Origin of the sequence: Salinibacterium sp. ZJ450, from assembly GCF_011751885.2 — a bacterium.
Lineage (GTDB): Bacteria > Actinomycetota > Actinomycetes > Actinomycetales > Microbacteriaceae > Ruicaihuangia.
In genome coordinates, this window is record NZ_CP061771.1 from 2792945 (window position 1) to 2809848 (window position 16904).

The 16904-nt window shown below is 66.9% G+C and carries 15 protein-coding genes and 1 pseudogene; 9 read left to right on the top strand and 7 right to left on the bottom strand.

Features of this window, described 5'->3' with window-relative positions; translation table 11 throughout:
* Positions 1-19 precede the first annotated feature (19 nt).
* Positions 20-679 carry a histidine phosphatase family protein gene (locus HCT51_RS13500; protein WP_166877815.1) on the bottom strand — a complete coding sequence of 220 codons (660 nt, stop codon included), beginning with the start codon at positions 677-679 and terminating at the stop codon, positions 20-22.
* 59 nt (positions 680-738) lie between these two features.
* Positions 739-1431: pseudogene (locus HCT51_RS13505) on the bottom strand (NADPH-dependent F420 reductase); the annotation flags it as partial.
* A gap of 178 nt (positions 1432-1609) precedes the next feature.
* On the opposite strand from HCT51_RS13505, the gene HCT51_RS13510 reads away from it, so the two are divergent.
* The 5 genes from HCT51_RS13510 to HCT51_RS13530 all read left to right on the top strand — a co-directional run bounded on the left by HCT51_RS13510 (position 1610) and on the right by HCT51_RS13530 (position 6844).
* Positions 1610-1990, top strand: coding sequence for a YciI family protein (locus tag HCT51_RS13510; RefSeq protein WP_166877810.1), 381 nt, complete (start codon positions 1610-1612; stop codon positions 1988-1990).
* Between the two features lie 55 nt (positions 1991-2045).
* Positions 2046-3293: an RNA polymerase sigma factor gene (locus HCT51_RS13515; RefSeq protein WP_224760498.1), complete on the top strand. Its 1248-nt coding sequence runs from the start codon at positions 2046-2048 to the stop codon at positions 3291-3293.
* Between the two features lie 209 nt (positions 3294-3502).
* A complete protein-coding gene (locus HCT51_RS13520) occupies positions 3503-4207 on the top strand; it encodes an amino acid deaminase (protein ID WP_166877805.1) in 705 nt (234 codons plus the stop codon).
* A 70-nt stretch (positions 4208-4277) separates the two neighbouring features.
* Positions 4278-5342, top strand: coding sequence for an NYN domain-containing protein (locus HCT51_RS13525; RefSeq protein WP_166877802.1), 1065 nt, complete (start codon positions 4278-4280; stop codon positions 5340-5342).
* 128 nt (positions 5343-5470) lie between these two features.
* Positions 5471-6844, top strand: a complete 1374-nt coding sequence (locus tag HCT51_RS13530; RefSeq protein WP_166877800.1) for an MFS transporter — start codon at positions 5471-5473, stop codon at positions 6842-6844.
* Between the two features lie 67 nt (positions 6845-6911).
* Here the strand turns inward: HCT51_RS13530 and HCT51_RS13535 are convergent, their stop codons facing one another.
* From HCT51_RS13535 to HCT51_RS13555, 5 genes are all read right to left on the bottom strand, one after another.
* Positions 6912-7697: a 2-keto-4-pentenoate hydratase gene (locus tag HCT51_RS13535; RefSeq protein WP_166877797.1), complete on the bottom strand. Its 786-nt coding sequence runs from the start codon at positions 7695-7697 to the stop codon at positions 6912-6914.
* Positions 7694-8644 (bottom strand): 3-carboxyethylcatechol 2,3-dioxygenase, encoded by a 951-nt coding sequence (locus tag HCT51_RS13540; RefSeq protein WP_166877794.1) that lies wholly within the window; start codon positions 8642-8644, stop codon positions 7694-7696. Before HCT51_RS13540 ends, HCT51_RS13535 begins: the two co-directional genes overlap by 4 nt.
* Before the next feature lie 30 nt (positions 8645-8674).
* Positions 8675-9541: an alpha/beta fold hydrolase gene (locus HCT51_RS13545; protein ID WP_166877792.1), complete on the bottom strand. Its 867-nt coding sequence runs from the start codon at positions 9539-9541 to the stop codon at positions 8675-8677.
* Positions 9534-11297 (bottom strand): bifunctional 3-(3-hydroxy-phenyl)propionate/3-hydroxycinnamic acid hydroxylase, encoded by a 1764-nt coding sequence (locus HCT51_RS13550; RefSeq protein ID WP_191413633.1) that lies wholly within the window; start codon positions 11295-11297, stop codon positions 9534-9536. The genes HCT51_RS13545 and HCT51_RS13550 overlap by 8 nt, the downstream gene beginning before the upstream one ends.
* Before the next feature lie 96 nt (positions 11298-11393).
* Positions 11394-12083 (bottom strand): IclR family transcriptional regulator, encoded by a 690-nt coding sequence (locus HCT51_RS13555; RefSeq protein WP_166877789.1) that lies wholly within the window; start codon positions 12081-12083, stop codon positions 11394-11396.
* A 138-nt stretch (positions 12084-12221) separates the two neighbouring features.
* On the opposite strand from HCT51_RS13555, the gene HCT51_RS13560 reads away from it, so the two are divergent.
* The 4 genes from HCT51_RS13560 to HCT51_RS13575 all read left to right on the top strand — a co-directional run bounded on the left by HCT51_RS13560 (position 12222) and on the right by HCT51_RS13575 (position 16858).
* Positions 12222-13586, top strand: coding sequence for an MFS transporter (locus HCT51_RS13560; protein WP_166877786.1), 1365 nt, complete (start codon positions 12222-12224; stop codon positions 13584-13586).
* A 243-nt stretch (positions 13587-13829) separates the two neighbouring features.
* On the top strand, positions 13830-14591 hold the full coding sequence (locus HCT51_RS13565) for an SDR family oxidoreductase (protein WP_166877782.1): 762 nt from the start codon (positions 13830-13832) through the stop codon (positions 14589-14591).
* Positions 14591-15904 carry an MFS transporter gene (locus tag HCT51_RS13570; RefSeq protein ID WP_166877778.1) on the top strand — a complete coding sequence of 438 codons (1314 nt, stop codon included), beginning with the start codon at positions 14591-14593 and terminating at the stop codon, positions 15902-15904. The genes HCT51_RS13565 and HCT51_RS13570 overlap by 1 nt, the downstream gene beginning before the upstream one ends.
* Positions 15905-15910: 6 nt before the next feature.
* Positions 15911-16858 carry a 3-hydroxyacyl-CoA dehydrogenase NAD-binding domain-containing protein gene (locus tag HCT51_RS13575; RefSeq protein WP_166877753.1) on the top strand — a complete coding sequence of 316 codons (948 nt, stop codon included), beginning with the start codon at positions 15911-15913 and terminating at the stop codon, positions 16856-16858.
* The last annotated feature ends 46 nt before the right edge of the window (positions 16859-16904 follow it).

A 16904-nucleotide genomic window follows, 5' to 3' on the forward strand; every position in this document is an offset into this window, starting at 1 on the left:
ACAGCGAGTCAGCGCTAACTTAGGACGGCTCGCCGCCCGGGCCGGTGGCGCTGGTCGGTTCATCGACGGTGGGGCCGCCGATCGCTACGCCGTTCCAGGTGTGGGCGATCCAACCGGCATCCGGATCTCCCTCGACCACCACGATGCCGGTGTTGTGCAGACTGTGGCGGGCGGCGAACTCCACGTCGATGTTCTCGGCGCGCGCCGCGGTCCAGGTGCGGATGATCTGCCCGTGCGCCACGAACGCCACCGTCTCCTGCCCCAGCTCGACCGCCTCGTGCACGACCTGATCGAAGCGCCCGAGCACCTCGACGCCGTTCTCGCCACCCGGCATCCGCAGGTCGAGCTCTCCGTCCGACCAGCCGAATGACACCCGGTGGTAGATGTTCACCGACTCCCAGTCGGTATTCATTTCGAGGTCTCCGGCGCTGATCTCACGCAGCCCCTCGCGCACGACGACGCCCAGTCGGCGTGCGGCGGCCAGCGGCGCGGCGGTGAGCTGGGCGCGACGTTGCACCGACGCGAAGATGGCGCCGATGTTCTCGTCAGCGAGCGCATCCGGAACCGCGGCGGCCTGCTGGTTGCCAAGTTCGGTGAGTCCGGGGCCGGGCACGAGAGTGTCGAGTGCGCCGAGGACGTTAGACGGGGTTTGACCGTGACGGATTAGCAGGAGTCGCATGGAACCTCTCGAGTGGTGCGGGCGTTGCGCCGTCGCTCCAGTGTAGGTCGGCCGGGCGACTACTCGGCGGCGGTCAGACCGGCGGTCGCGGCGGTCGTGGCGGTCGTCGCCTCGTCCAGAATGCTGCGGATGTCGGCGGCGCTGTGCCGTCCGCTGAAGATCGGGGTGCCCGGTTGGAAGTGCTCGCCCATGAGCAGGCTTCCGGCATCCACCACGTCGTAGCCGAGGCTGTCGATGAACCGGGCGACGACCTGTTTGGCCTCGTCATCGTCCCCGGCGATGCCGAGGGCACGGCGGCCGGGGGTGCCGGCCGGCTGGTCATCGGATTCGAGCTCGTGGTAGCCGATGTGGCCGAGGGTCTTCACGATGCGCGAGGTTGGCAGGAACTCCTGCACCAGCTCGCTGCTGGAGCGACCCTCGAACTCCTCGATCACGCCGTCGATGGGCGCCCAGTAGTTCATGGAATCGATCACGATCTTGCCCGCCAGCGCCTCGACCGGGAGGGTGCGGTACTTGTGCAGCGGAACGGCCAGCACCACGAGGTCGGCGGCGGACGCGGCATCCGCAGCGGTCACCGGCTCGGCACCGGGGATGACGATCTCGGTGAGCAGGCTGATGTGCTCCGGGTCGCGGGAACCGCTGACCTTCACCTGGTAGCCGGCCTTGAGCGCCTGTCGGGCAACTGCGCTGCCCACCCGGCCGACCCCGAGCACGCCGATCGTTGCGTCTGACTTGCCACTCAGCGGCATCCGTCGTTCCCTTCGTCCATCGGTTGGTCGAGACCATTGGTTGTCACATCAACCACACCGTATAACGCGGATGCGCACCAGATTATGCCCGGCTGTCGATTGGGCGGCCGCCCGATCGTCATAGGGGTATGTCGGTCAGCGAGGCCGACGATTACGGTAACAACCGAGGGAAGGAAGTCCCATGCGTTACACACTGCTGATGCATTATCCCGAGATGACCGAAGCCGAACTTGGCGCCGAGGCCATGGCCGAGGGCAAGAAGGCGTTCGACATCTACGCCAAGGACCTGCACAACTCCGGCGTGCTGCTGTCGGCCGACGTGTTGCAGCCGTCGTCCACGACGACCACGGTCAGCTCTCGTGAAGGCACCCTGAAGGTGCAGGATGGCCCGTTCGCCGACAGCAAGGAGCAGCTCGGTGGCACCTTCGTGATCGACGTGCCCGATCTGGATGCCGCGCTGTCCTGGGCGGAGAAGTGCCCGGCCGCCGAGTACGGGGTCATCGAGGTGCGTCCGTCGGCGATCGTGTTCCACGACGGGCAGTGGGAGGGTCAGCACGACTGACCGCAACCGGGGCGCCGCCGCATCCGAGTCGACCGCGCGGGCGCGGGCCGAGCTGGTGGCCCGCGCCTCGTACGGCCGGTTGCTGGCCGTGCTCGCGGCGCCGACCGGCGACATCCCCGCCGCCGAAGACGCCCTCGCCGACGCGTTCGCGCAGGCGCTCACCACCTGGCCGCACGCCGGAGTTCCCGAGAATCCCGAGGGCTGGCTGCTCACCGTGGCCCGCAACCGGCAACGCGACAGCTACAAGTCGGCGGCGAACCGCACGTCCGTGGCGCTCGACCGGGTGGAGGGTCGCATGGCCGGGATGGCGGGCCTCGACGGGACGCACGGACTGGAGGGCGGTATGAACGGCCTGATCGAGACGCTGGATCTCGACGCCATCCCCGACAAACGGCTGGCGCTGCTGTTCGTCTGCGCGCACCCCGCGATCGACCCCGGCGCGCGCACTCCCCTGATGCTGCAAACGGTGCTCGGATTCGAGGCCAAGGAGATCGCCGAGGCGTTCGCGGTGCCGACCGCGACCATGGCGCAGCGACTCGTGCGGGCGAAGCAGCGCATCCGCGTCGCCCGTATCCCGTTCGAGGTGCCGGAGCGGGTGCAGATGCCCGCCCGTTTGCCCGCCGTGCTCGAGGCGATCTACGGCGCATACGCGATCGATTGGTTCCTGATTTCGGGCGTCACGCTGCACGAGTCGATGTCGGCCGAGGCGCTGTACCTGGCGGCAACCCTCGCCGACCTGCTCGAGGACGAACCGGAGGCCCTCGGCCTCGCCGCGCTGATCGCCCTGTCGCTGTCCCGGGCGGACGCGCGCCACATCGATGGCCGCTTCGTCCCGCTCGACGAGCAGAACACCACGCTGTGGGATACCGCGCTGATCCGCCGCGGTGAGGCCTGGCTGCGCCGTGCCGCGACGCTCGGGCGCAGCGGCCGGTTCCAGCTGGAGGCGGCGATCCAGTCGGCGCACTGCGCGCGGGCGAGTTCCGGCGAGACCGACTGGCGGGCGCTGCGCGCGTTGTACGAGGCACTGATCCGGGTGGCTCCGACGCTCGGGGCATCCGTCTCCCTGGCCGGCGTGATCGGCCGACTGGATGGGCCAGCCGCCGGGTTGGCCGCGCTGGATGCGATTCCGGATGCCGCAATCCTGCGTTTCCAGCCGGCGTGGGCGACCCGCGCCCACCTGCTCGCCGAGGCCAGCCGCGTCGGCGAGGCCGCGGCCGCCTACGAGAAGGCGATCTCGCTGACCACCGACCCCGCCGTGCGCGCCTACCTGACCGCAAAGGCAGCGCGGCTCGGCACCCCCTGACGTGAGGTCTGGCAATCGGTCGTTCCCAAGTCGCGGGAACCACCAAACGCCAGACCTCAGGATCTCGGCACGCTCGCTCGACGGGTGAGGAGCTCGACCGACGGGTGCTGGCCCGCTCGCACGGCCGCTCGGTGAACATGGCGTGAATCCTGTCTGCCACGGATGCCGCGACCCTGCCGTTGCCCGGGCACACTGCCTAAAGTGGCCCGGTGACCACCCCGCTCCACCGACTTCTCCGTGCTGCCGACCTGCTCGGCACGCCCGACCAACCCGCCGCCGGCGACCCCGCCGACACGTTCGACCGACTCCCCTGGCTCGGCGTGCAACTGGACCGCGACCGCGCCCACGGACTGTTCGACAGCTGGGCCGAGTCCACCGTGATCGACGACAACACCCAGCAGCCGGTGCTCGGTGAGGGCATCGTGACCGCGCTGGCACAGCGCGCCGGGCTGCCCGCCCGCTACCCGGTGGCCAACGCCGGGCTGCTGCACGTCTACGGTTACCTGCTCTCGACCTCCGCCACCCCGCACGGTTTCAAGCGCGACCGCTGGCTCGACGGCACCCTCGCCACCGCGCTCGGGCTCGACGCCGACGCGTTCCTGCCCTGGCGGCTCGACAACGGCACCCTGCTGGAACGGGTGACGCGCATGGTGCTGCCGATCGCCCGCGGCGCGGTGAACGCCGGGGTCGTGTACGAGCGGGACGACCGAATTGCCGACGACACGACCGCGCACACCACGCTGTGGCGGTCGCGTCGGGCGGGGCAGGCAGGGCCGGCGGCGTTGGTGTACGCGTTGGATGGGCCCAGCGGCATCCGTCTGGTCACCGCCTTCCCGGTGTCCGGCGCCATTGATGAGTTCGTGGCTGCGCTCGATGCCGAGCCGCCCCGGCTGCGCTACAACGCGGTCGTCTGAGCGGTGGTCGAGGCACGACCTGAACGCTTCTCTGTTGGTCATCGGCCCGGAGACGCGTCAGACTGGCCTCATGACTGAACCCGTCGACGCTCGAGTGGCCGTATACATCGACTTCGACAACATCGTGATTTCCCGGTACGACCAAGTGAACGGGCGCGGGCATTTTCACCGCGACAAGGTGCGCAGCTTCGCCCCCGAAGGCGACCGCCGCCCCAAAGCCGACCGGTCAGAGGAAGCCACCAAGGTCGAGCAGGCAACCGTCGACATCAGCGCGGTGCTTGACTACGCGTCATCCTTCGGTTCGATCGTGATCAGCCGCGCCTATGCCGACTGGTCGGTTCCGGTGAACTCCAGCTACCGGCGGCAGTTGATGGACCGCGCCGTCGACCTGGTGCAGCTGTTCCCGGCGGTCGCGTCGATGAAGAACGGCGCCGACATCCGACTGTCCATCGATGTGGTGGAAGACCTGTTCCGCCTGGATGACCTCACCCACGTGGTGATCGTCGCCGGCGACTCCGACTACATCCCGCTCGCCCAGCGCGCCAAGCGGCTCGGCCGCTACGTGGTCGGCATCGGCGTTGCCGGGTCCACCAGCAAGCACCTCGCCGCCGCCTGCGACGAGTTCGCCGACTACGACGCCCTGCTCACCATGGAAGAGGAGGAGCCGCGCGTTATCGAGGCGGCCGTTGTGGCCGCGGCCGAGGAGGTCGTTGAGGCCGCCGCCGCGAAGACTCCGGACAAGACTGCAGAGAAGGCGTCCGCCAGAAAGCGCGGACCGAAGAGGACGGATGCCGCGACGCCCGACGAATCGCCGGCGGCCGAGCCCGAACCCGAGTCCGCCTCCAGCGTGGAGCCGCCGACCAGCCGTCGCGCACAGCAGGCCGCACAGCAGGCGGCATCCAACCTGCTGGTGCGGGCGCTGCGCCTCGGCCACGCCAAGGACGACCAGGAGTGGCTAGGCAGCTCGAACGTGAAGAACCAGATGCTGCGCATGGACCCGTCGTTCCAGGAGTCCGCGCTCGGCTACAAGAGCTTCACCGACTTCGTGCAGTCGCGCGGCAACCTCGTGGAGCTGCAGGAAGACGGGCAGGTGCGTCGACTGCGGCTGCGGCCGAGCTCGCCGTTCGTCGCGTAACTCCATCGCGGCGAATATCTATGCAAAGTAATACACCAGTAAAATAGACGCTAAGGTTTACCGGTAAAGAAATTCTGGCATAGCGCTTCTCCTTCTGAGGCGCCGGCCTCGTACCGATGGACCTTTTCATGAGCCGTAGCGCTGCCGTTCCCCCGTCCCCTGACCGCGTCCGCCGGAATGCGATGGTTTCGAGTTACCTCGGCACCGCGGTCGAGATGTACGACTTTCTGCTGTACGGCACAGCCGCGAGCCTGGTCTTCCCGGTTCTCTTCTTCAAGGATCTGGATCCTGTCGCGGCATCCATCGCCTCATTCGCCACGCTCGCCGCTGGATACTTCGCGCGCCCGCTCGGCGGCATCCTCTTCGGCCACTTCGGCGACCGACTGGGCCGCAAGAAGATGCTGGTGATCACCCTGACGATCATGGGTGTCATCAGCTTCCTGATCGGCCTGCTGCCGACACACGACCAGGTCGGCGCGGCTGCACCGGTGATCCTCGTCAGCCTGCGGGTGATTCAGGGCATTGCCGTCGGTGGCGAGTGGGCCGGAGCTGCGCTGATGAGCATGGAGCACGCGAAGCCCCAGGGCCGCGGGCTCGCCGCCAGCATGGTCGCCAGCGGCGGACCGGGTGGCGCGGTGTTGGCGACCCTCGTGCTGACCGCGTTCTCGGTGCTGCCCGAAGACCAGTTCCTGGCCTGGGGCTGGCGGGTGCCGTTCCTGATGAGCGCTGTCCTCGTCGTGATCGCCATGGTGATGCGCATGAAGGTGACAGAGTCGCCGGAGTTCGAAGCCGCGCAGAAGGCGGCACAGCAGTCGGACTCGGCGCACCGCGGAGTGCCGCTCGTCACAATCCTTACCCGCTACCCCAAGCAACTGCTGGCCGCGATCGGCGGCGGGCTCGCGCCGTTATTCCTGCAGTCACTGCTCGCCACGTTCGCCTTGAACTACGCCGTGACCGTCGGCCACGACCGCACCACCGCGCTCATGCTGGTGACAATCGCCAACTTCATCCACATGTTCACCATCCCGGCGTTCGCGCTGCTGTCCGACCGCGTCGGCCGCAAGCCGGTCATGCTCACCGGTGTCGTGCTCGGCATTGTGCTGATCTGGCCGTTCTTCTCGCTCATCTCGGAGGGCTCAGGGTGGGCGTTGCTGCTCGCCTTCATCATCGGCAACCCGATCGTGCAGGGCTTGATGTACGGTCCGCTCGCCGCCTGGATCAGCGAAAAGTTCGGCACCGAAGCCCGCTACACGGGCGTCTCACTGAGCTACCAGATCTCAACCACCCTCGGCGCCGGCCTCGCCCCGCTGATAGCGGCGGCGTTGCTCGCGGCTGCAGGCGGCGGCACGAACACCTGGCTCATCGCGCTGTTCTTCACCGGACTCAGCGTGATCACGGGTATCGCGGTGCTTTCCGGTCGGGAGACGGCGAACGCCCCGCTGATCGGCACGACACCCGCACGTGCCGCGACCCCGGAACCCGCCCCAGAGCTCGTGCACTAACCCCACTCGCCAGAACTTGCCTGTGCCCCACGCGGACATCCACGCGTTGCGGCGAAACTAGGAAGGATCAGACGAACGACACGGAGAGTGCGCCGTGCACACCGAAGTCAGCGGTCACGTGTAGGCCTGGCTCGACGGGGGCGGCCGCCATGAACGCGCCCGGCAGCACAGTCTGCCCAGCCTTGAGGGTGACGCCCCGCTCCCCCAGCACGTTCGCCAGCCAGGCCAGCGGAGCCAACGGGTTACCCATCACGGCGGAGCCGAGCCCACTGTCCACCGCCACGCCGTCAAAGCGCAGCACGCACTCCACCTTGCCGAGCTCCTCCGTTGGAATATCCAGCGTCTCGCGGCCCACCACGATCGCGCCGCAGGAGGCGTTGTCGGCGATCGTGTCAACCAGTCCGATGTCCCAATTCGCGATCCGGGAATCGATGATCTCGATCGCGGGATGCACGCTCGCGACCGCGGCCGCGGCGTCCTCGAGGCTGACGCCCGGCCCGGTCAGGTCGTGTGCCAGTACGAACGCGTACTCGGGCTCCACCTTGGGGGCGATGAACCTTGCCACCGGGATGGCGGCGCCGTCTCCGTAGACCATGTCGTCGAAGAAGTAACCGAAGTCGGGAGAGTCGACGCCCAGCTGCTTCTGCATCGCCAGCGACGTGAGCCCGACCTTGCGTCCGACCAGCACCCGCCCGGCCGCCTGGTGCTCCTCCAGCTGCATCGACTGGATGGCATACGCGTCATCCACGCTCAGCCCATCGAAGCGGTGCGTCAGGCGGGGAACCGGCTGGCCGGTGCGGTCCGCCTCGAGCAGCTCGCGGGCGATCAGGGCGTTTCGAGTCGTGGTCGTCATGAGTTCAGTGTTGCGTAGGTGACGCCGAAGCCGGCGATGTACTCCGGGATCGGCTTGTAGAACGAGTAGTCGACCGTGTAGTCACCGACGGCGCCGAGGGCGGCGTAGGCGGCGATCCAGGTGCGCACCTCGTGTGAGGAGTTGCCGGCGACCTCGCTCATCCAGTCCGGGGACCAGGCATCGAGCGGGGTCAGGTCGCCGGAGGCGAGGATGCGCATCAGTTCCTGGTCCCATTCCGGGGCCAGCGGCTTCACCACGTTGATCCCGGCGGCGAAGTCTCGCGCCGCGTTGATCACCCGCTGCTGCCTCGCGTCGCGGGCCTCCGGGGTGAGGTGCCGGCCGCCGCCGAGCAGCGCCTCGCGCACCTCGGGGGTTGCGGTCGCGATCTGCGGCACCGGCGGCTCGTGCGAGAGCCCGCCGGAGCCGATCAGCAGCACCTTCTTGTCGGCCAGTTCGGTGCTGGCGAACCGTCCGATTAGCTCGCCGAGCTGCCGGATCCGCTTCAGCGGGGCGAATGGCGGCGCGACCGAGTTGATGAAGATCGGCAGCATCGGCTTCGCGGTGAAATCACCGTAGATGATCTCCATCGGCTGGACCGCGCCGTGGTCGACCTCCATCCGCAGCGACACGGTCATGTCGATGCCGTGCTCCATCAGGTACTCGGTGAGTGCCCGGGCGGTGTCGGTGGGCACGTCCAGCGGGCCTGCCTGGGTGCCGAAGTCGCCGACGCCGACCGCCTCATAGCCGATGCAGAACGGCGGCATGATGTCGTAGAAGAACCCGTTGTAATGGTCCGGGCCGATGTTGATCACCAGATCCGGGTCGTACTCGCGCACGAACGAGCGGACCTGGTCGAAGGCCGCCTCGACCGCCGCTTTCACGTCGGCGGGCGGGTCGACGTACTCCAGCAGGGGGCTGTGCGACATGGTCACTAGTGCGAGCGTCATTGCTTCTGTCCTCTTCTTTCGGGATGCCGGTCAGTTGCGGTTCAGCAGGAAGTCCAGGTGGATCTGGTCGAAGATCTCGGTCTGCTCGTACTGCGGCCAGTGCCCGGCGTTCTCGATCACCGCTAGGGACCCGTTCGGGATCAGCCCCGCTATCCGGCGGCCCTCATCGACCGGGCCGGACGGGTCCTTGGTGGTCCAGATCACCAGCGCTTCCGCCTGGATGGCGCGCAGGTCATCGTCGGAGAGCATGTTGCGCTTCCGGGTTTCGAGGTCCTGCAGCGCCATGTTCATCTGGCACGCCATCGGCCAGTCCGGCTGCTGGAAGATCGCCTGCCGGGTCTTGATCAGGTCATCGGTGACCATGGTCGGGTCGGCCATCAACCATTCCAGCCGGGTCTTGACCCGCGCCCAGGATGGGTCGTTCGCCGCCTCGGTGGACAGGGTGTAGAGCCGCTCCATCACCTGCGGGTTCGCCATGGTGCCGCCCATGGTGTTCAGCGCGATCCGCTCCACCCGCTCCGGGTACAGCTGCGCCAGCTTCGCGGTCACCCAGCCGCCGAGCGACTCGCCGCTGAAGTACGCCTTTTCAACGCCGATGGCGTCCATGAAGGTCAGCACCTGGTCGATATAGTGCTTGATCTCCAACGGATGCTCCGGCTTCGACGAGTACCCGTGCCCGATGAAATCGATCGCCCACGCCGAGAAATGCTCCCCGTGCGAACGCAGGTTCCGGGCATACGCCTCCGCGTGCCCGGTGATGCCATGCAGCATCAGCAGGGTCGGCTTCGACGTGTCGCCGGTATGCAGGTAGCGGGTGCGGTAGCCGGCATGCTCGATGAACCCCTGGCTGAACGACACCTCAGCCAGATCAGACCAAACACTCGTGAACTCACGCATTGACAGCTTCTTTCTTCGTGGTCTTGTTCGTGCTCTGAACCGGTTGGACCAGCACGGGTGAGATGGATGCCGGGGTCAGATGCACGGCCGCGGCAAGGGCAGCGACGGTTGCAGAGGCGTCTTCGATCAGGCAGGCGGCGGCCACGAAACGGTCGGGCCGCAGGAACAGTACCGGTGTCGGGCGCTGGTCGAACCAGAGCTTGAGCTTGCCGGTGACGTCACCGATAACCGCGGTGTCGACTCCGGCACTGCCGCCGAGGTCCGGTTCGTGACCGAGCTGGGTCATCGGCAGCACGCAGACCACCTTCGCGCCCATCCGGCGGAGTGTGTCGAGTGCGGCCCGGTCGAAGGCTTGCCCCGTGCTGCCGGCCCAGATGAGCACGCTCCACCAATCGCCGGTCACCTCGTCGAGGAGCACCTGCTTACCGTCGGGTGTCTGGACCAGCGGCTGGATGAACTGGGTGCCGACCGGCGAGACTGTGGTGTTCGCCGAGCGGAATGCGGTGTGATCACGGTTGAGTTCGGCCGACGAGCGGCCCGGCGTGAAATCGCTCGCGTCGACGACGACCCCGCGGGTGTAGCGCGGCATCGGCTTGTACTTCATCTGGGCGAAGTAGTCCTTGACCGAGGGGAACAGGTTGAGCACCGCCGAGGCGGCGTCACGGGCTCCGGCAACCAGCCGGTTAGTGGGCTTGATCATCTTCCCGAATGAAGTCGACAGGTCGATCATCGCCTTGGCGTGAGCGTGACGCTCCTGGTCGTAGCTGTCGAGCATGCCGTCCGAGCTCAAGCCCTTGACCACCGAGGCGAGCTTCCAGGCGAGGTTCGTGGCATCCCTCACTCCGGAGTTATAGCCCTGTCCCTGCCAGACCGGCATGAGGTGGGCAGCGTCGCCGGCGAGGAAGATGTTGCCGCTGCGGAAGTTGCCGGCGATGCGCGAGTGGTGGGTGTACACACGCTTGCGAATGAAGTTCAGGCCGCTCGGGTTGGTGACGTGCGGGGCGAGCAGGGAGTTGACGAATGCCTCGTCCTCGACCAGTTCGTCTGGTTCGTGGTCGAACAGCATGAACTCAAAGCGGCGAACCGCGTGAGGCAGCCCGATCGACACATAGGGGCGACGCGGGTCTGCGCCGAGGAAGACGTTCGGCGTGCCGAGCGGGTCGTCGTTGCAGTCGACAACCAGCCATCGGGTTGACGGCGACTGTCCCTTGAAGCTGGTGCCGATGTGGTGGCGGGTGAGGCTCTTTCCTCCATCCGCGCCGACGACGAATCGTGCGCGCAGGGTGGTGGTGCCGCTGTCGGTGTTCGCAGTGACCATGACGTGGTCACCGCGGTCGTCGAGGGTTTCGACGGTGTGGCCGAAGCGAACGTCGATGTGCTCGTATCGAGCGAGACCCTCGTAGAGAGCGCGGTCCACCAGTGGCTGCAGGAACCCGTTCCTCCGCGACCAGCCGAACTCGTCGGTGCCCGGACGGATCTCGACCATCACGCGGCCACGCCCGTTGACCATCCGCATCACGTGCTGAGGGGTCGTGTGCGGCAGCACGGCGTCGGTCAGCTTCATGGCCTGCATCGACCGGAGGGACTCGTCATCCAGACCGACGCCGCGAGGGAAATCGATCAGCGTATCGCGGGCTTCCAACAGGGTCGCGCGCACCCCGTAGCGGCCGAGCAGGTTGGCGAGGCTCAGCCCTGCTGGCCCGGCACCGATGATTGCGACATCGGTGCTCAGTTGGGGGGAAGAAACATTGGTCACCGTTGACTCCTAGCTGTTCACATAACGCTCGTCTGCGTGCGTTATGTGTACAAGACGATGACATGGTTCGACCCCGCTGTCAACCGCGGGATCTGATCAGCTGTTGGCGGCGCTGATCTCGCGTGCGGCAACGATCATCCGGTCCACCGCTCCGTCGACAACGTCTTCGCGGTAGGTGATGAGGTTGAGGCAGGCAGTGAGACCGAGGGCCGGGCAGGGCACGGCCAAGCCGTGGGCTCCCGGCTCGACTTCGCCAAAAGTGCGCGCGTATCCGAGTTCGCGGGCCCGCCGCACCGGTTCCGGATCGCTCGCGATCGGTGGGAACTGCGCGCGGATCGCGTGTCCCGCGGCGCCCCGGTCGAGCGGGTGCCTGCTGCCCTCGGCGAACGCAATGTGGTAGCGGGCGCCCTGCGGTTCGACGACGGCGATGGCGACGGCCTCGTTGCCCTCCGGCACCAGCAGCGACACGGTTGACGCGAGCTCATTGGCCAGGTCGCGCATGATGGGCACTGCCGTTTCGCGCAGCGCCAGATAGGCGCCGGCGGAGAGCTTCAGGAGGCCAGCGGCACCGCGATAGCGCCCATCCTTGCCCTTCGCGATCAGATTCGCCTCGGCCAGCGTGGAAAGAATGCGATACGAGATCGTGCGGTGGACGCCGAGCAGGTCGGCTACTTCCTGAGTGGAGAGGCCAACGCCCGACTCCGCCACATGCTGAAGGGCGAGGATGCCACGGGCGAGCGTCTGCGCTCCGCCCGGGCCGGCGTTCGCAGCCTTCTCGATAGTCATGAGCACACGCTACCGCGACCCGAACTTGACAACCGCCACGTCAACCCTGATTCTGTATTTCACTATCCGCACGTATTCGTGCGATATGTGCACAGCCCTCCGCCTCTAAGGCGCGGCCTCGAAAACAATGGAGTTTCAATGAGCCGAAGCACTACCCTTTCCACACCCACCGACCGCGCCCGTCGGCGCGCGATGGTGTCAAGCTACCTCGGCACCACGGTCGAGATGTACGACTTCCTGCTGTACGGCACGGCCGCGAGCCTGGTCTTCCCCGTTCTCTTCTTCAAGGATCTGGATCCAGTCGCGGCATCCATCGCCTCGTTTGCGACGCTCGCCGCGGGCTATGTCGCGCGCCCGCTCGGCGGCATCCTCTTCGGCCACTTCGGTGACCGGCTGGGCCGCAAGAAGATGCTGGTGATCACGCTGACGATCATGGGGGTCATCAGCTTCGCCATCGGTCTGCTGCCGACGCACGACCAGATCGGCGCCGCCGCGCCGGTCATCCTGGTCACGCTGCGCGTGATCCAGGGCATTGCCGTGGGAGGGGAGTGGGCAGGAGCGGCCCTCATGAGCATGGAGCACGCAAAGCCGCAGGGACGCGGCTTTGCTGCCAGCATGGTCGCCTCCGGCGGCCCGGGCGGCGCCGTGCTGGCGACGCTCGTGCTCACCGCGTTCTCCACCCTGCCCGAAGCCGACTTCCTGGCCTGGGGCTGGCGGGTTCCATTCCTGATGAGCGCGATCCTCGTCGTCATCGCCATGATCATGCGACTGAAGGTGACCGAGACGCCCGAGTTCGAAGCGGCGCGAAAGGCCGCCCCGACGCACCGCGCGGTGCCGCTCGTCACGATCTTCACCCGCTACCCCAAGCAACTGCTGACCGCGATCGGCGGCGGTCTCGCGCCGTTGTTCATGCAGTCGCTGCTGGCGACCTTCGCGCTGAACTACGCCGTCGGTGTCGGCCACGACCGGACGACCGCACTCGTGCTGGTGACGATTGCCAACTTCGTCCACATGTTCACCATTCCAGCGTTCGCCCTCCTCTCTGACCGCGTCGGGCGCAAGCCGGTGATGCTCACCGGTGTGGTGCTCGGCATCGTGCTGATTTGGCCGTTCTTTTCACTGATCACCGAGGGCTCCTCGTGGGCCCTGTTGCTCGCGTTCATCATCGGCAACCCGATCGTGCAGGGCCTGATGTACGGTCCGCTGGCCGCGTGGATCAGCGAGAAGTTCGGCACCGAGGCTCGCTACACGGGTGTCTCGCTGAGCTATCAGATCGCGACGACCCTGGGTGCCGGCCTCGCCCCGCTGATCGCCGCGGCGCTGCTTGCCGCAGGAGGCGGGGGCACGAACACCGGGCTGATCGCGCTCTTCTTTACCGGACTGTGCGTGATCACCGGTATCGCGGTGCTCGTCAGTCGGGAGACGGCCAAAGCTCCACTCATCGGTGCCACGCCCGAGCGCGACACCAACGTCGAGCCCAGCGAGGCCCAGCTGGTGCACTGACGCGCCGTGCCTGCATAGCTCGGGCGGAGACAGTCGGCTCGGGAGGACGTTTTCAGCAGGAAACGGCCTCCCGAGCGGCCGTTCTCCGCCCGAGCTACGAGCTACTCGCCTCCACCAAAACGGGTCGCCAAAGATTTCTATGCAAAGTAATACACCGGCGAAATAAGTGTTATGGTTTTCCGGTAAAAGAAATTCCGGCCTTCGCAGGGTTACCTCCCAGGCCAAACAATTAGAGGAGACCACGTGTCCAAGCGTGTATTGATCACTGCCGGTGCCGGCGGCATCGGACTGGCCGTTGCGAAGGCGTTTGTCGCCGAGGGAGCCCGCGTGCACATCGCGGACATTAACGAAGAGGCAGTGCGCGCCATCACTGCCGAACATGAAAACATTACCGGCTCGATCACCAACGTCAGCGACCCTGCATCCGTCGCCGCCATGTTCGAGGATGTCCAGCGCGAGCTCGGCGGCCTCGACGTGCTGATCAACAACGCCGGCATCGCCGGCCCGACCTCGCCCGTCGAAGAGTACGACGCCGCCCAGTGGGCCGCAGTTGTGTCGATCAACCTCACCGGCACCTTCATGGTCACCCAGGCCGCCATCCCGCTGCTCAAGCAGTCGGATGCCGCATCCATCGTGACCATGTCGTCGCTCGCCGGCCGCTTCGGTTACCCGAACCGCGTCGCGTACTCCACCACCAAGTGGGGCCTGGTCGGCTTCGCGAAGACCCTCGCCATGGAGCTTGGCCCGTTCGGCATCACCTCGAACACCATCCACCCGGGAGCCGTCGACGGCCCGCGCATCATGAGCGTATTCGAGGGCCGCGCATCGGTCTCCGGCCGCACTGTGCAGGAGGAGATCGACTCCGCCATGGCCAACCAGTCGGTGAAGCAGTTCATCAACCCCAACGACATCGCCGCGCTGATCGTGTTCCTCGCCGGACCGCACGCGCGCACCATCTCCGGCCAGATGTTCCCGATCGACGCAGACTCCAAGGCGGCCGTGTAATGACTACGACTACCTCGGCCGCTCCGGCGGCCCCCTCCGCTGCGCCCGCTGACGCGGCATCCGGCCTCACCAAGGTCAGCCTGTGGAAGGGCCGCGTCGGCCTGATCATCGGCATCGTGCTGCTCGGCATCACGCTGCGCTACGCGATCACCGGGATGTCGCCGCTTCTCACCACGATCCGTGAAGACATGGGCATCGATGTTGCCGGCGCCAGCTTCCTGGGCATGCTGCCCACGCTGAGCTTCGGTATCGCTGGCTTCCTCGCCCCGGTGATTATCCGACGCTGGAGCCCCGAGCTCACCGCCGCCCTGGCGATGCTTCTGGCTGTCGTCGGTACCTTCGGTCGCGCCTTGACCGACAGCGTTCCGCTGTTCTTCGTGCTGAGCGCCGTTGCGCTGTTCGGTATGGGCTTTGGCAACGTGGTGGGTGCGCCGCTGGTGAAGAAGTACTTCCCGGACCGCCAGGGAGCCATGCTCACCGTGTTCGCCCTGCTCATGCAGGCCGGCGCCACGCTTCCCGCACTGACGGCGATCCCCCTTGCCAATGCAGCGGGATGGCGCTTCTCGATCGCCTCGTGGGGAATCATTTCCCTGCTCGCCGCTCTGCCGTGGATCGTGCAGCTCGTCAAGCTGCGCAAGAAGCGGAACGCGACACTCACGACGGCGAACAGCGTGGCCGCTCCCAGCGGTCCGAAGCTCGGCCTCGGCCAGCTCATCAAGAGCCCGATCGCCGTCGGTACCGCACTGTTCTACGCGATGGCGTCACTGAACACCTACGCGATGCTGGCCTGGATGCCGACCATCTTCCAGGACGGTGGGATGTCGGAGGCTGACGCCGCGGCCGCGTTCTCGGTGTTCACCTTCCTGACGCTCCCGATGGCAGCCATCACGCCAATCCTCGCGACCAAGCTCAAGAACGTCGCGCCGGTCGCGGTGATCCTCGCGCTGGTCTTCCCGATCGGCTACACCGGCATCATCATCGCTCCGGAGCAGGCAGTGCTGTGGGCGTTCATCGCCGGCATCGGCGGTGGCGCGTTCCCGCTCGCCATCACCATGTTCAACAAGCGCACCCGCACCGCGCAGGGCTCGGCCTCCATCGCTGGATTCTCGATGGGCACCGGCTACCTGTTCGGAACGCTCGGCCCGCTGCTCGGCGGCGCCCTGTTCGCCGCCACCGGCGGCTGGACGGCGGCACTGGTGGTGTTCGCGCTGACCAGCATCGTGGCAATCATCGGTGGCCTGATGATGACCCGCGGCAGCAGCGCTCTGGAAGACAAGTTCGCCCCGGCGGGCGCAGCAGTAGAAAGCAAGTAAGAAATCATGACTGAATCACGAATCAACGAGAAGGTCGCCGTCGTCGGCACCGGAGTAATCGGAGCCAGCTGGACCGCGTACTTCCTCGCCCAGGGCTTCACCGTCGCGGCATCCGACCCCGCCGAGGGTGCGGAAGGTCGGCTGCGCGCATGGGTCGACGGGTTCTGGCCCGCGCTGGAGACGCTCGGCCTTGCCGAGGGTGCCTCGCGCGACAACCTGAGCTTCTCGAGCGATGTGGCCGTCGCCGTCAAGGACGCCGTCTTCATCCAGGAAAACGGTCCCGAGCGGATCGACATCAAGCGCGCGATCCTCGCCGGCATCGAGGCGGCCGCTCCCGCCGACACGGTCATCGCGACCTCGTCGTCAGGGCTGCTGATCAGCGACGCGCAGGAGGGTGCAAAGCACCCCGAGCGGATCGTTCTCGGCCACCCGTTCAACCCGCCGCACCTGATCCCGCTCGTCGAGGTTCTCGGCGGCAAGCAGACCAGCGAAGAAAGCGTGCAGAAGGCGCTCGACTTCTACACCCGCATCGGCAAGCGTCCGATCCGGATCAACAAGGAAGTCAAGGGCCACGTCGCCAACCGCCTGCAGGTTGCCCTGTGGCGTGAGGCGTTCTCGCTGGTCGAGAACGGCGTCGTGTCGGTTGCCGACATCGACACCGCGATCTCGCAGGGACCCGGACTGCGCTGGGCACTGCTCGGCCCGTTCCTGAACCTGCACGCCTCGGGCGGCGACGGTGGCATCACCCACGTGCTCGAGCACATCGGGCCGGCGCAGCGCGAGTGGGCACGCGACCTCGGCGAGTACCCGGAGACCGACGACTACATCGGCCCCATGGCTGCCGGCGTGGACGCGGAGCTCGAGGGCTACGACTTCGCCGAGACGCTGAAGGCCCGCGACCAGCTGCTGATCGAACTGATCGCGGCCAAGAAGCAGGCACCCCAGCTTCCGTAGCCGAGAGAGTGCCCCTCCCCCGGGAGGGGCACTCCCCCTATCGCCT

Bases quoted from the DNA above. Each gene is read 5' to 3' on its own strand.
- HCT51_RS13575 (WP_166877753.1), top strand. From the start codon at position 15,911: ATGACTGAATCACGAATCAACGAGAAGGTCGCCGTCGTCGGCACCGGA.
- HCT51_RS13555 (WP_166877789.1), bottom strand. From the start codon at position 12,083: ATGACTATCGAGAAGGCTGCGAACGCCGGCCCGGGCGGAGCGCAGACG.
- HCT51_RS13540 (WP_166877794.1), bottom strand. From the start codon at position 8,644: ATGACGCTCGCACTAGTGACCATGTCGCACAGCCCCCTGCTGGAGTAC.
- HCT51_RS13530 (WP_166877800.1), top strand. From the start codon at position 5,471: ATGAGCCGTAGCGCTGCCGTTCCCCCGTCCCCTGACCGCGTCCGCCGG.
- HCT51_RS13510 (WP_166877810.1), top strand. From the start codon at position 1,610: ATGCGTTACACACTGCTGATGCATTATCCCGAGATGACCGAAGCCGAA.
- HCT51_RS13560 (WP_166877786.1), top strand. From the start codon at position 12,222: ATGAGCCGAAGCACTACCCTTTCCACACCCACCGACCGCGCCCGTCGG.
- HCT51_RS13500 (WP_166877815.1), bottom strand. From the start codon at position 679: ATGCGACTCCTGCTAATCCGTCACGGTCAAACCCCGTCTAACGTCCTC.
- HCT51_RS13545 (WP_166877792.1), bottom strand. From the start codon at position 9,541: ATGCGTGAGTTCACGAGTGTTTGGTCTGATCTGGCTGAGGTGTCGTTC.
- HCT51_RS13525 (WP_166877802.1), top strand. From the start codon at position 4,278: ATGACTGAACCCGTCGACGCTCGAGTGGCCGTATACATCGACTTCGAC.
- HCT51_RS13570 (WP_166877778.1), top strand. From the start codon at position 14,591: ATGACTACGACTACCTCGGCCGCTCCGGCGGCCCCCTCCGCTGCGCCC.
- HCT51_RS13535 (WP_166877797.1), bottom strand. From the start codon at position 7,697: ATGACGACCACGACTCGAAACGCCCTGATCGCCCGCGAGCTGCTCGAG.